This is a genomic window from Actinoplanes missouriensis 431 (genome assembly GCF_000284295.1).
In the GTDB taxonomy this organism is placed as follows: domain Bacteria; phylum Actinomycetota; class Actinomycetes; order Mycobacteriales; family Micromonosporaceae; genus Actinoplanes; species Actinoplanes missouriensis.
Map to the genome: position 1 here is coordinate 8137916 of NC_017093.1, position 14188 is coordinate 8152103.

General features: G+C 69.8%; 11 protein-coding genes and 1 pseudogene. 8 read left to right on the forward strand and 4 right to left on the reverse strand.

The annotated features are described in order from the left end of the window. Positions 1–217 precede the first annotated feature (217 nt). On the reverse strand, positions 218–2020 hold the full coding sequence (gene metG / locus AMIS_RS37085) for a methionine--tRNA ligase (RefSeq protein ID WP_014447619.1): 1803 nt from the start codon (positions 2018–2020) through the stop codon (positions 218–220). Between the two features lie 133 nt (positions 2021–2153). On the opposite strand from metG, the gene AMIS_RS37090 reads away from it, so the two are divergent. Further along, complete coding sequence (locus tag AMIS_RS37090; protein WP_014447620.1) at positions 2154–2969, forward strand: hypothetical protein; 816 nt, start codon at positions 2154–2156, stop codon at positions 2967–2969. Positions 2970–3225: 256 nt separating this feature from the next. On the opposite strand, the gene rsmI is transcribed toward AMIS_RS37090, so the two are convergent. Next, on the reverse strand, positions 3226–4080 hold the full coding sequence (rsmI, locus tag AMIS_RS37095; RefSeq protein WP_014447621.1) for a 16S rRNA (cytidine(1402)-2'-O)-methyltransferase: 855 nt from the start codon (positions 4078–4080) through the stop codon (positions 3226–3228). 75 nt (positions 4081–4155) lie between these two features. On the opposite strand from rsmI, the gene AMIS_RS37100 reads away from it, so the two are divergent. The 6 genes and pseudogenes from AMIS_RS37100 to AMIS_RS37120 all read left to right on the forward strand — a co-directional run bounded on the left by AMIS_RS37100 (position 4156) and on the right by AMIS_RS37120 (position 11131). Next, on the forward strand, positions 4156–5739 hold the full coding sequence (locus AMIS_RS37100; protein ID WP_014447622.1) for a dolichyl-phosphate-mannose--protein mannosyltransferase: 1584 nt from the start codon (positions 4156–4158) through the stop codon (positions 5737–5739). A gap of 126 nt (positions 5740–5865) precedes the next feature. Then, positions 5866–5973: pseudogene (locus AMIS_RS45070) on the forward strand (helix-turn-helix domain-containing protein); the annotation flags it as partial. 430 nt (positions 5974–6403) lie between these two features. Further along, a complete protein-coding gene (locus AMIS_RS43200) occupies positions 6404–6916 on the forward strand; it encodes a hypothetical protein (RefSeq protein ID WP_014447624.1) in 513 nt (170 codons plus the stop codon). Between the two features lie 11 nt (positions 6917–6927). Next, positions 6928–7488, forward strand: coding sequence for an HD domain-containing protein (locus tag AMIS_RS37110; RefSeq protein WP_014447625.1), 561 nt, complete (start codon positions 6928–6930; stop codon positions 7486–7488). Positions 7489–8147: 659 nt separating this feature from the next. Next, a complete protein-coding gene (locus AMIS_RS37115; RefSeq protein ID WP_014447626.1) occupies positions 8148–8687 on the forward strand; it encodes a hypothetical protein in 540 nt (179 codons plus the stop codon). Next, the gene (locus AMIS_RS37120) at positions 8684–11131 is read left to right on the forward strand and encodes a bifunctional polysaccharide deacetylase/glycosyltransferase family 2 protein (protein WP_014447627.1); all 2448 of its coding nucleotides are present in this window, start codon (positions 8684–8686) and stop codon (positions 11129–11131) included. The genes AMIS_RS37115 and AMIS_RS37120 overlap by 4 nt, the downstream gene beginning before the upstream one ends. A gap of 61 nt (positions 11132–11192) precedes the next feature. Here the strand turns inward: AMIS_RS37120 and AMIS_RS37125 are convergent, their stop codons facing one another. Continuing rightward, positions 11193–12437: a GAF domain-containing sensor histidine kinase gene (locus AMIS_RS37125; protein WP_014447628.1), complete on the reverse strand. Its 1245-nt coding sequence runs from the start codon at positions 12435–12437 to the stop codon at positions 11193–11195. A 152-nt stretch (positions 12438–12589) separates the two neighbouring features. Between AMIS_RS37125 and AMIS_RS37130 the strand changes: the two genes are divergently transcribed. Continuing rightward, on the forward strand, positions 12590–13099 hold the full coding sequence (locus AMIS_RS37130; protein WP_014447629.1) for a DUF2199 domain-containing protein: 510 nt from the start codon (positions 12590–12592) through the stop codon (positions 13097–13099). 30 nt (positions 13100–13129) lie between these two features. Here AMIS_RS37130 and AMIS_RS37135 read toward each other — a convergent pair whose 3' ends face one another. Beyond that, the gene (locus AMIS_RS37135; RefSeq protein WP_014447630.1) at positions 13130–14185 is read right to left on the reverse strand and encodes a CU044_5270 family protein; all 1056 of its coding nucleotides are present in this window, start codon (positions 14183–14185) and stop codon (positions 13130–13132) included. Positions 14186–14188 lie beyond the last annotated feature (3 nt).

Here is a 14188-nt window from a genome sequence, read left to right on the forward strand (position 1 = left end):
GGGGTGCTCCTTCGAGGAATCGATCCACACGAAGGCGGGCACCCGATCAGTCCCTCAGCGCCGAGACGCTGCCGTACCGATGAAACGCTCCTGTCCCCCCGTGGACGACGTTACGGTACCGGAACATCGAAACTTTGATCAATGCCAAATTGACGAAACCCGCCGGTGTCACAGGACACCGGCGGGCATTGTGGAGATTTCGACCGTCAGAAATTCCTCAGGAGCCTTCGCCGAGGCGGGCCAGTTCCTCGTCGACGACCGACGGCTCGAGCTTGCGGAAGACCGGCTTCGGCGCGGCGAGCGGGGTGCCCGCCACCAGCGGCCGCGACTCCCAGCGAGCGCCCGTCGTGTAATCACCCATCAGCACCGGGTAGGCCGGGCCGCCGTCCAGGTCGTCGACCTCGACGATCTCGGGCATCGGCGCATGCACGCCGGTGCCGCCGAGCAGCTCGAAGACCTTCTGCGCGGAGTGCGGCAGGAACGGCGTGAGCAGCGTGTTCGCGTCGCTCACCACCTGCAGCGCGACGTGCAGGACGGTGCCCTGACGCTCCTTCTGCGACTCGTCCTTGAGCTTCCACGGCGCCTGCTCGGACAGGTACTTGTTCGCCTCGGCGACCACCCGCATCGCCTCGCCGATCGCCGCCTTCTGCCGGTGCTTGCCGATCAGCTCGCCGACCGTGGCGAACCCGTTGCGGGCGACCTCCAGCAGCGCGAGGTCCTCCGGCGTCAGATCGACGGCCGGTGGAATGGCGCCGAAGTTCTTCGCCGCCATCGAGATCGACCGGTTGACCAGGTTGCCCCAGCCGGCGACCAGCTCGTCGTTGTTGCGCCGGACGAACTCGGCCCAGGTGAAGTCGGTGTCGTTCGACTCCGGACCGGCGGCCGCGATGAAGTACCGCAGCGCGTCGGCGTCGTAGCGCTCCAGGAAGTCCCGCACGTAGATGACGACCCGGCGCGACGAGGAGAACTTCTTGCCCTCCATCGTCAGGTACTCACTGGAGACCACCTCGGTCGGCAGGTTCAGCTTGCCGAGGTCGCCCGGCTGGCCGCCCTTGTCGCCCTCGCCGGAGTAACCGAGCAGCAGCGCCGGCCAGATCACCGAGTGGAAGACGATGTTGTCCTTGCCCATGAAGTAGTAGGCCGAGGCGTCCTTGCCCTCGCCGTCCGCCGACCACCACTTGCGCCAGGCCTCCGGGTCGCCGGTGCGCCGGGCCCACTCGATCGAGGCCGACAGGTAACCGATGACCGCGTCGAACCAGACGTAGATGCGCTTGTCGTTGCGGTCCCGCCAGCCGTCGAGCGGGATCGGCACGCCCCACTCCAGGTCCCGGGTGATCGCCCGGGGCTGCAGGTCGTCGAGCAGGTTGCGGGAGAACTTCAGGACGTTGGGCCGCCAGTTCTCCCGGCGGTCCAGCCAGCCGCCGATCGCCTCGGCGAACGCCGGCAGGTCCAGGAAGAAGTGCTCGGTCTCGACGAACTGCGGGGTCTCCCCGTTGATCCGCGAGCGCGGGTTGATCAGCTGCTCCGGGTCGAGCTGGTTGCCGCAGTTGTCGCACTGGTCGCCACGGGCGCTGTCGTAACCGCAGATCGGGCAGGTGCCCTCGATGTAGCGGTCGGGCAGGGTGCGGCCGGTGGACGGCGAGATCGCGCCGAGCGTGGTGCGGGCGACGATGTACCCGTTCGCGAACAGCCCCTCGAACAGGTCCTGCACCACGGCGTAGTGGTTGCGCGTGGTGGTCCGGGTGAACAGGTCGTAGGAGAGGCCGAGCCCGTGCAGGTCCTCCACGATCACCCGGTTGTAGCGGTCGGCGAGCTCACGCGGGGTGACCCCGTCGGCGTCGGCCTGCACCTGGATCGGGGTGCCGTGCTCGTCGGTGCCGGAGACCATGAGCACGTCGTGGCCGGCCATGCGCATGTACCGGCTGAAGACGTCGGACGGCACCCCGAAGCCGGAAACATGACCGATGTGGCGCGGGCCGTTGGCGTATGGCCAGGCAACCGCGGCGAGAACGTGACTCATGACGTACAAGCGTAGTGACCGCTTGCGCCGCACCGCGAACGCATTGCCGCACGACGGACGGCCGCGCCCGATTTGTCACGACACGCCCTATAGATGACGTGATCTAGGCCGGTCCCGGGCGTTCAATGATCCAGTGACCGGAGACGCGCCGCAGCCCGAGGAGCCACCGCAGCGAGAACTGACCACCGGCGAGCTCGTGATCATCGAACCGGAAGCCCGGGGCGCTGCTCCGGACGTACCGGATGAACTCGAAGATCAACCACCCACCGACCGCAACCGGCCCACCGTGGTGATCGATCCGCACCGGCCGCTCCCCGACGTGGCGGTCTCGCCGGAGGTCGAGGCGCGGCTGGAGCGGATGGAGAACTCACCGTTCTGGATGACCGAAACGGAACGCGCGCAAGCGGAACCCGCGACGCCCGTTCACCACCCCGGCCGCCGCCGTCGCCAGCCCGCGCACCGCCCCCTCGGCCCGCTCACCGCGCTCGTCACGCTGAGCCTGCTGGCGGCGTTCTTCGGATGGGTCAGCGCGGAGCCGTTCTGGCTCGCGGCCGGGCACGGCAAAGACGGATACGCGACCACCGCGCAGTGCCACGGCGACGGCCTCACTCAACGCTGCGCCGGCCGATTCAGCACAGCGGACGGCAGCTTCACCGCCCCCTGGGTCACCCTGCTCGGCATCACCGGCGAAAGCCGCGAACCCGGCGCGATCACCCCGGCCCGGATGGTCAGCCCGAGCAGCGACCAGGCCTACGCCGGACCCGCCGGAACCCTCATGCACCTCCGCTGGGTCCTCGGCTTCCTCCTCGTGCTGACCTGTGGTTACGGCATCGCGCAGAGCACCGGCGCCCACCGCCTCGAGACCGGCATGCGCCGCCGCCGAGCCGTCCTCCTCAGCTTCGCCGCCCCCATCCTGCTCCAGCTGGGATTCCTGGCGGCGGCGTTCTAGATTGCGGTACGCCCTACCGCAGTCCCACCCCATCCGGGCGACTGACGCCCCTTCCGCCGGCGCTTCCCGCCGCCGGCACCGGCGTCCCCTCCAAGCCGTAATTCCCGGCAACCGTCCAATCACAGGGCGACCCGCAAAACGCCGCCGGTGAGGAGGCACCTGATTTCTCGACGCCCGCGGGTTTTGCGGGTGGCGGGAAATCAGGTGCCTCCTCACCGGGTATAAGGCGTTTTGCCTGCTGAGCGAAGTGAAGCCATCAAGCCCTGTGCACGATGTTGTAGACGTCCCGCTTCTTCATGCCGAACTCGGTCGCCACCGCTTGAATGGCGTCCCGGCGTGACTCGCCGGCCGCCTCCCGCTCGGCGACCGCCGCCCGCAGCTCCTCGTCGTCCGGAACCACCGCCGCGACGACCGGCGCGCCACCCACCACCAGCGTGATCTCGCCACGCGGCTCGCCCGCGGCAGCCCACTCGGCCAGCTCGGCGAGGGTCCCCCGACGGACCTCCTCGTACGTCTTGGTCAGCTCCCGGCAGACCGCCGCCGGCCGGTCCGCGCCGAAGACCCCCGCCAGGTCCGCCAGCGCGCTCACGATCCGGTGCGGCGCCTCGAAGAAGACCAGGGTGCGCGGCTCGGCGGCGAGCTCACGCAGCCGGGACCGGCGGCCCGAGCCGGTCCGCGGCAGGAAGCCCTCGAAGGCGAACCTGTCGCTGGGCAGCCCGGAGAGCGCGAGCGCGGTGGTCACGGCGCTCGGGCCGGGCGCGGCGGTGACCGGATAGCCGGCGTCGAGCGCGGCCCGGACCAGCCGGTAACCGGGATCCGACACGCTCGGCATGCCACCGTCGGTGACGACGGCGACCACCGCGCCGCCGGCCAGCGCCTCGACGAGTTCCGGCGTACGCCGCTCGTCGTTGCCCTCGAAGTACGACACGATCCGCCCGCTCACCGTGACGCCGAGATCGCGGGCGAGCCGGTTCAGGCGCCGCGTGTCCTCCGCCGCGATCACATCCGCCGAGGCCAGGACCTCGCGCAACCGGGTGGAGGCGTCGCCGATGTTGCCCAGAGGCGCGCCGGCCAGCACTACCCGCCCGGGTCCGTTCTCATGTCCCGCCATCCGAAAAGTCCATCACATGACAGGACGCGGCGACGGCGGGCATCACTTCTCAGGCGTGGGGCCTACGATCGCGGGGTGACGACGGCGGCCACTGCTGAGAATGACCTCACCCCCGCGGACTCGCCCGCCGAGGCGGAGCCGTCCTCCGGCGTGCGCGCGGTCCCGGAGATCGTCCGGCGGCGCCTGTCGACGCTGGACCAGCGCTTCAACCCGTACTCCTGGATCGTCACCGCGGTCATCGTGACGATCGCGGCGATCCTGCGGTTCGCCGGGTTGAGCCGCCCCAAGGGTTACATCTTCGACGAGGTGTACTACCCGACGGACGCCTGGGACATGCTGCAGCACGGCGTGGAGTGGGACGAGAAGACGAACGGTCCCGCCTATGTGGTGCACCCGCCGCTCGGCAAGTGGCTCATCGCGTTCGGCGAGCATTTCTTCGGCAACACCGAGCTGGGCTGGCGGGTCTCCGCCGCGGTCGCCGGCACGCTGATGATCCTGGTCCTGATCCGGGTCGCCTACCGTCTGTTCCACTCGATCGTGCTGGCCGGCACGGCGGGCCTGCTGATGACGCTGGACGGCTTCCAGCTGGTGCTCTCCCGCACGTCGCTGCTCGACATCTTCCTCGGCCTGTTCATCCTGCTCACCTTCGCCTGCATGGTGCTGGACCGGGACCATTACCGGCGCAGCTGGCAGCGCGCGCTGGACAAGGGGTACGACACGTCGGCCACCCCGACGCTCCCGCGGATCGTGCCGTGGTGGCTGCTCGTCGCCGGCGCGACGTTCGGCATGGCCTGCGGCGTCAAGTGGAGCGCGCTCTTCTTCGCCCCGTTCTTCGCCGGCCTGGTGATCGTCTGGCGGGTGCAGGCGCGCCGCTCGGCCGGCGTGCAGGGTCCGATCATCGCCGGGATCCTCGGCGACCTGGGCTGGCTGGTGCTCAGCTTCGGCATCACGTTCCTGGTCTACCTGGCGACCTGGACCGGCTGGTTCGTGACCGACACCGGCTACTTCCGGCACTACCGGGAGGCGAACGGGATGAGCGAGCCGCCGATCCTGGGCGCGCTGCTCAACCTCGCGCACTATCACTCCGAGGCGTACAACTTCCACAGCGGCCTGACCGAGAAGCACACCTACCAGTCGTGGCCGTGGCAGTGGCTGCTGCTGGGCCGGCCGGTCGCGTTCTACTGGAACGGCAACGGCAGCTGCGGCGCCTCGAACTGCGCGGCCGAGATCCTGCTGCTCGGCACGCCGATCCTCTGGTGGTCGTTCCTGCCGGCGCTGGGCGCGCTGGTCTGGTTCGGCATCGCCCGGCGCGACTGGCGGGCCTACGCCATCTTCACCGGCGCGGCGGGCGGCCTGCTGCCGTGGTTCTACTTCGCGGTCGCCGACGGCCGGACGATGTTCTCGTTCTACGCCATGCCGGCGCTGCCGTTCCTCATCCTGGCCGTCGTCTACGTGCTCGGCGCGATCATGACACCACCGGGCGGGATCGTGGCCGGCCCGGGCCGCTCCGACCGGCAACTCATCGGCACGGTCGTCCTCACCACGTTCGTGGTGCTGGTGGCGCTCTGCTTCGCCTACTTCTACCCGATCTTCGTGGGCACGCTGATGCCGTACGACGACTGGTCGGTGCGCATGTGGCTCGGGAGCCGCTGGATCTGAGGCCCAGCCGGTACCGGTCGCTCGACGCCGGCCCGGCTTCCTCAACCGCCGCCAGCATCGCCATGTCGCGCGGCGAGTGAGAGCCCGGAGCAATCTGCACGAACGAATGGCCTCGTCTCGGGGTTCGTGCTGAAGCTCGCACGCCAGTCCGCCACGCTGACGCAGGAGCGACTCGCTGAGGAACTCGGCGTCGACGTCACCACCGTCCAGGGATGGGAATCCGGCCGCCGTCCCCTCGCGGCGATGGGCGCAGGCGACTTTCTGAAGCTGTGCGGCCGACTTTCCAGACTGGGTGCGCCTGCGGCGACAGGACGCCATCTCCGTGAGTCGATCGAGGCTGACCAGGTTCTCACGACCGGCGTCGTCGCCGGCGAGTCCTGGGTAGAGCCGGACAGCCACCCGCTCGCCGCCAGCGTTCACCGCTGGACGATCACCAATCTCATTTTGTGGCCGATCCTCGGACGAATTCCCAGGCACTTGCATGAGTTTGTCCCTCAAGTCCCCCGGCGTGGCCCCACGCCAACTCAACCCACCCTGAGCGCCGAAGAACGAACCCGCTTCCTCAACCACCTGCCTGACCATCGCCGAACGCGCACAGCGGTCCGACGAGGCGCTACTGCGCCGACAGGCCGTCTACCTCCTCGGCTTCGACGGACGACAAGAGGTGGTCGACTGGCTCCGCACGGAGTGGAACCGCGCGGGACGCCACAGGCCCGGAGAGCAGAACATCGCGGAACTCCTGGAGGCCCGCTCAGCATCAGTAGCCCTGGCGGTCGCCGGAGACAGCACACACCTCTACGACTTCGTCGAGCACATGACGAACCAGGCTGAAGAGGTAGCGAACCTCAACTACTGGGCCTACTGGATCGGCGAACTCAGCGACGACAAGACCAACGACGACTTCATGCTGACCGCCGACACCCGCTCATGGGCTGGTAGCCGACTACTTCGGCACCTCATGGAACGTCTCGACCCGGCTTCACCGCAGCGGCCTTTGAACATCTGTACCCTTCATGCGCTCATAGCTTCGCGACCAGAGCTCCTCAACGGACGACCAGCAGTTCGCACGTCGCTCACCGAAGTGCTCGATAAGCTCGCTGCCACCGCTGATCTGAGCCGCTCCGAGCGAGACCGGATCGCCGGCCTCCAATACGCGAATCGCATCGCCGAACGGTAGGAAGGACCACAGTGCCAGAGGACGCCGCAGCCATCGCCGCATTCGGGTACGAGCTGGGCTTACTCAAACGCGTCCGCCGCGCCGGCTGGTGGCACGCCGGGGTTCGCGACCCCGAGTCGGTAGCCGAGCACACCATGCGGACCGCACAGCTGGCAGCCCTGATCGCGGCCGAGGAAGGCGCCGACCCGGCTCGCGCCGCCTTCCTCGCGCTCTGGCACGACACGCAGGAGACCCGGACCGGCGACCTTCCGCACACCGCCGCCGCGTACGTGTCGAAGCCTGACCCCCGCCAGATCACCGCCGACCAGACGAACGCCCTCCCTCAGCGATCCCGCGAGACGGTTCGCGCCGCAGTCGACGAGTACGAGGCCCGTCAGACGCTGGAGGCGCTCTGCGCCAGAGACGCCGACAAGCTGGAGATGCTGCTCCAGGCCATCGAGTACCGCGACACCGGCGTCCGCAGAGTCGACGGCTGGATCGAGTCCGCCCGCAAGGACCTCAAGACCGAGACGAGCAGACGGATCGCTGAGGCCGCCATGTCCGTGTCCCCTCTGGCGTGGCGCGATAGATAGAGCCCTGAGTCCCGACATGCTGCAGGCGCCAGACGCTGTGCTCAGCGGTCTGCTGCCAGACCGACCCGTTGGGCCGGCTCAACACAGCGCTTCGCCGCAGGCCCTAAACGCGACGGTTGTCAAGGCGGGCCGGGTCCCTGGGCGCCGCTCGGCGGGTCGGGCCGGAAATAGGGCGCGCCCCGATCGCCTGCCACGGGGGAAGCGGGCGATAGGGGCGCGCAAGATGGAGCTTAACCAGGTCGGATGCCTGGCACAACGGTGGCTCGACAAGATTGCCGTGTCGCAACCACCTTCCCGGGAATTCGGACATTAGGCTCTTACTACACTTAACGGGTTCTATCGATTCGTGAAGAATGCTCGATTAATGCGTCAGGAATACGACAGCAAATTGGGTCCCGAATCGACGTAACGTCTTTGGCCCTCGCGCCTCACCGCTGCTCAGCGAAACGCGCTTCGAGAACGCCCACACCGGTCACCACCGGTCAAACCCTCAGGCTCATCATTTCGTCCCATTTCAGGGGATCAGTCGGTCGTCCCCCTTGTGAGTGATCTGTGCCAAGATCGCGATAAATGTTCTTAAGCTTCGCCGCGTGACTTCGCAGGAGCCAAGAACTTCGCAATCCGCCGATCAAGACGCCCCCGACACGGAAATCATCGCCGTGTCCGCGCCCGCCCCGGTGTTCGTCGACACCACCGGGCGACGCAGCCGGCTGCTTCGGCGCCTCGCGCTCGCCTTCGGTGTCCTCGTCGTCGCCTACGGGGGGTTGCTCAGCGTCAGCCTGGCCGGTGGACCGGTCAGTTCCAGCGCGGTACTACCGCTGCCCGGCCTGGACGACGAACAGGACGCCACGGGCGCCGCCACGCCGCAGCCGCGCCCCAGCCCGACCCCCCAGCCCAGCGCCGCGGCCGGTCCGCGGTACACGGTGGAGGCGCTGCAACGGCGTACCGGTGACGCGCCGCGCCGATCCCCGGCGCCGAGCTCGTCCCAGCCGTCCGCCACACCATCGGCGTCGGCCACCTCGAAGCCGGCCGCCACCCGGACCGCGGCGCCGGCCACCACCCGGATCACGGAGTCGACGGGCAAGCCGCAGCCCAGCAAGTCGTCGCCGGCGCCGATCGTCGAGTCCAGCAGCCCGCCGGCGCCCGGCCCGATCGTCCCGCCGGCGCCGCCCGGCACCGGGGACGGGGCCACACCATGACCGCCCCGCACACCCCCCGGCGGTCCCGGCTGCGAGGCCGCAGCCGGCGCCGCATCCTGCCGCGCCCCCGCGTCATGCTCGGCACCCTGCTGATCGGCTTCTTCGTGGCCGTGCTCGTCGTGCAGGCCTACATCAACGCCGAGTTCACCAACGACCATGTGCAGACCGAGGTCGGCGACCAGGCCGGGGTGCCGCCGGCGATCCGCGGCGGCGGGCCGATCATCAACACCACCGGCGGCCAGGAAAGCACCACCCGCCTGCCGGACCGCACGATCGCGCTCACCTTCGACGACGGGCCGGATCCCACGTGGACCCCGAAGATCCTCAAGGTGCTGCGTGACAACGACGCGCACGGCACATTCTTCGTGGTCGGCTCGCAGGTGGCCCGCCACCCCGAGCTGACCGAGCAGATCGTGGCCGGCGGCAACGAACTGGGCCTGCACACGTTCACCCACCCGAACATGCAGCGGCTCGCACCCTGGCGGCGTGAGCTGGAACTGTCCCAGAACCAGGTGGCGATCGCCCGGGCCACCGGAGTGCGGACCAACCTGGCCCGATTCCCGTACTCCTCGAAGAACGCCGCGATCGACGACGTGAACTGGAAGATCGTCAAGGAGGCGGGCCGGCAGGGCTACCTCGTCGTGGTCAACGACCTGGACAGCGAGGACTGGCAGCGGCCGGGCGTCGAGCGGATCATCGCGAACGCCACGCCGGCCGGCGAGAGCTCGGCGGTCGTGCTGTTCCACGACGCCGGCGGTGAGCGGTCGCAGACCGTGCAGGCCCTGGCCGAGTTCATCCCGCGGATGAAGGCCCGCGGCTACCGGTTCACCACCGTCACCGAGGGCCTGAACCTGAGCATCGCCGAGCAGGCCGCGAGCGCCGGCCGGGACCGGGCCGAGAGCACCGAGGCGATCGCCGCGCTGCCGCTCAACCCGGACGCGCCCCCGCACGACGAGCTGCGCGGTCTGGCTCTGATCTGGACGGTACGGTTCGCCGACGGCCTGGTCCTGGTGATCGCCACGTTGTTCGTGGTGGTCGGGGCGCTGACCATCGGCCGTACCCTCCTGTTGCTCGTGCTCGCCAGCCGGCACGCCCGGCAGCGCCGCAAGCCGGACTGGCGCTGGGGTCCCCCGGTGACCGAGCCGGTCTCGGTGATCGTCCCGGCATACAACGAGAAGGAGGGCATCGAGGCCGCCGTCCGCTCGCTCGCCACCGGCGACTACCCGGAGATCGAGGTGGTGGTCGTCGACGACGGCTCCACCGACGGCACGGCCGACCTGGTGGAACGCATGGGGCTGCCGAACGTCCGGGTGGTCCGGGTCCCGAACGGCGGCAAGCCCAACGCCCTGAACACCGGCGTGGCGCTGGCCCGGCACGACCTGATCGTCACGGTCGACGGCGACACGATCTTCGAGGACGACTCGATCCGCCGGCTCGTGCAGCCGTTCGCCGACCGCACGGTGGGTGCGGTCGCCGGCAACGTGAAGGTCGGCAACCGGGCCAGCATGGTCGCGCTCTGGCAGCACATCGAGTACGTGATCGGCTTCAACCTGGACCGCCGGCTCTACGAGACGATGAACTGCATGCCGACCGTGCCGGGCGCGATCGGCGCGTTCCGCCGGGAGGCGCTCGCCCAGGTCGGCGGCGTGAGCGACGAGACGCTGGCCGAGGACACCGACGTCACGATGGCGCTCTGCCGGGCCGGCTGGCGGGTCGTCTACGAGGAGAACGCCCGCGCCTGGACCGAGGCGCCGACCACCCTGGAACAGCTCTACCGGCAGCGGTACCGGTGGAGTTACGGGACCATGCAGGCGATGTGGAAGCACCGCCGGTCGATCCTCGAGTCCGGCGCGTCCGGCCGGTTCGGGCGGGTCGGCCTGCCGTTCCTGGCGCTCTTCGGGGTGGCCCTGCCGATGCTCGCCCCGGTCGTCGACATCATGCTCGTCTACGGCCTGGTCTTCTGGGAGCTCAGCGAGACCCTCGTCGCCTGGCTCGGCATGCTCTCGCTGCAGATGTTCACGGCCGCGGTGGCGTTCCGTTTCGACCGCGAGTCGTACAAGCCGCTGCTCCGGCTGCCGTTGCAGCAGTTCGCGTACCGGCAATTGATGTACCTGGTTCTGCTGCAGTCCGCGACCACCGCGCTGACCGGCGGCCGGCTGCGCTGGCACAAGCTGGACCGGGCCGGGCTGGTGGCGCGCACGACGCCCGCCGCCGAGCCGATCGGACCGGGCGGGCCGGTCGCTCCCACGGTGGACAGCTGGCCCCCGGTTTCACCGGATTTCACCCCGGCTCCGCGTACGCCCACCGGTCGTGCCGTGGCGCCCCCGGCCGTCCCGGTGCAACCCGCGCACTATGACAACTTCCGGGATGACAACTTCCCCGATGAGCTTCCGTCCGCCGGCTCGCCCCCGGCAGGAGGCTCCGGCCCGGTTCGCGCCGGGTGAGCGCACCGGCCCGCGCCCGGCCGATCTGCAGCCGGGCGGGCGCGGGCCGGTGGGTGCGCCCTCAGGCGATCGCCAGGTCCCGGATCAGCTCGGTCGGGGACAGCTCCGCATAGGGGAAGACCACGTGCAGGGAGGTACCGTCGCCGGGCCGGTCGGAGAGCGCCACCGTGGCGTGGTGGGCGTCCAGGATCCGCTTCGCCACGGCCAGCCCGCGGTCCGGTCCGGGCACGTCGGCCGGGTTGGCGATGGCGCCGTAGTACAGATGCGGGAACAGGTCGGGTCGCATCCCGTCAGGCAGGTCCATGTCGTCGAGCCGTACCGTCGGGCCTGATTCCATCTCCGTGCCCACCCGCACCCGGCCGCCCTCCGGCGTGTACTTCACCGCCGCGAAGAGCAGGTGCGTCAGCACCTGCTCGAGCCGGACCGGGTCCGCGATGATCGGCAGCGACGGGCCGCCGGCCTGGTTCAGGATCCAGATGTGCTTGCTGGCCGCGATCGGGCGGACCGCCTCCACCGCGCGCTGGGTCACCCGGGTCAGGTCGCACTGCCGCATGTGCAGGCTGTCCCCGCCCAGACCGGCGTCGGCCATCGAGGTGAGGTGGTCGAGCAGCTCACGGAACCCGCGCACGTGCGCGGCCGTGGCCCGGCCCACCAGGTCGGCCATCTCCGCGTCGTGGAACCCGGTGTCGCCGAGCTGATCCAGGTACGCCGCCATCAGTCGCAGCGACGACCGCAGTTCCCCGCCGACCAGTCCGGCCAGGTCGTCCTTGCGGCGCTCCAGCTCCTGCAGGCGGGCCGTCGTGTTGGCGAGCGCGAAGGCGTACCGCCGCAACTCCAGCTGGGCGGTGACCTGCCGGGCCAGCGCGCGCATGGCCTGCTGCTGCTCGTTGTCCAGCCGGCGCGGCACGGTGTCCAGCACGCAGAGGGTGCCGAGGGCGAACCCGTCGGTCGTCATCAGCGGCGCGCCGGCGTAGAACCGCACCCCGTCCTCCGCCGTCACCGACGGGTTGTCCGCGAACCGGGCGTCCTCCCGGGCGTCCGGCACGACGAGCAGATCCCGGCCCAGGATGGCGTGGGCGCAGAACGACAGGTCCCGCGCGGTCTGTACCAGCTCGGAACCGGTGCTGGCCTTGGCCCACTGCCGGTCCGCGTCGACCAGGCTGACCATGGCGACCGGGACTTCGCAGACACCCGCGGCGAGCGCGACGATGTCGTCGAAGTCCTTCTCCGGCGGGCTGTCGAGGATGTCGAGCGAGTAGAGCGCGGCCAACCGCTCGATCTCGTTGTCGGGCAGTGGAGCTTTCATGGCGTCACCTCCGGGACTTGCTCCAGAGATACCACCCATAAGTAGCAAATTTCATGTTTTGCACTATCTCTGGTGTTACCCGGGTGTTCTCCGGTGTGACGTGCCACCGGTCACCGCGAAGATCTATTCGGCCGGTCGTATGCTTCGGCGCTGTGAGCACCGAGCAGTTCGTCTGCGGCACGTGCGGAGCCAAGCACGACGGCCCGCCGCTCAGCTTCGCCGCCCCGGCCCCGGACGTCTGGCAGCCGGAGATGGCCGGCCAGGACGGCTGCCTGCTCGACGCCGACCTCTGCGTGATCGGCGGCGAGCAGTTCTTCGTCCGCGGCCTGATCGAGCTGCCGGTGTGGGACATCGGTGACGTGTTCACGTACAGCATGTGGGTGTCCCTGAGCCGGGCCAACTTCACCCGGGCGGTGGACATCTGGGAGCAGGAGGGCCGGGAGAGCGAACCGCCGTACTTCGGCTGGCTTTCCAATGCCATAGCGGGGTACGAACCGTCGACGCTCAACCTGAAGACGAACGTGCACACCCGGCCGGTGGGGCAGCCGCCCTACATCGAGCTGGAGCCGACCGGCCACCCCTTGGCGATGGAACAGGTGGCCGGCATAACGATGGCCCAGGTCCAGCAGATAGCCGCCTTCCACCTTCACCGCCTCGACTAGGGCGCGGCCCCACTCGGGGGGAGGGTGTGCTCAGTTCGGTTGCGAGGTGCGCCCGGCGGTGACGAAAAGGTCGTAGCCGATCACCGCGGGAACCTTCACGTCCAGCTTGCCGGCCGTGGTCCGGAGTTCCTTCTCGTAACCGAGCAGCTCACCGGTGCGGGGGTCGACGACGAGCGTGTAGTGGGTGGGCAGGCCGCTGAAGTCGGACATCAGCACGAACGCCTCGCCCGCACGGCCCATCCGGTCCACCACGGCGCCCTCGTGCGTCAGCCCGGGAAGGGTGGCGAGGATCCGCAGGACACCGGCCCGTAGCGCCGGGTCGAGCACCCGCTCGCGGGCCAGGTCGGTGACGGCCACGATGGTCTCGGCCGGGCCGTTCTCGCGGGGGTGCGCGATCGCCAGCCAGTCCGCCAGCTTCGCCGGATCGGCCGGAGGCGCGTCCTTCCACATCGCCGGGAACTGGCCGGCGCCGAACGACTCGGTCCGCGCCTTGTCGCCGTCACCGTAGGACCCGTCGTCCTCCCACGCCTCACGATGCTCGGCCGACGGGAAGTACGGCTCGCCGGTGCCCACGACGACCTTGCCGGAACCGTCGTCGCCGCGCCAGGACTCCGTCCGCGCCGGCACGACGGCCGAGACGACCCGCTCGTCGTCGATCCGGGTCCAGAGGCTCCAGCTCTCGGTGACGAGGTGCTGGTAGGGGCCCGTCGCGGCCGGCAGTCTCCCGGCGCGGCCGGCGATCTCCCGCAGCACGTCACCGGCCGGCCGCGCGTCGCTGGTCGCGGTGATCACCAGCGGGGCCGGGGTGGCCTCGTAGGCCAGGGTGGGCGAACCGCCGAGAGCCAGCGTTGCCACCACCGCGCCCGCCACGACAGCGGCGGTGCCCGAACCCCAGGCCAGCCGACGCCCGGTCGGGCGAGGCTGGGCCGGGCGAGACCCGTGAGGTTTCGCGTCGTGGTGTGCCGTCGCCAGGATGCGCCGCAGATCGTCCTGCCGGGCCTCCTCCGGCACCGCCGATCGGTGGCCGGCAGCCGGGTCGAGCGGCTTGAGCATGTCGCGCACTTCGGTCGCCATACGGGTCAGCATGAG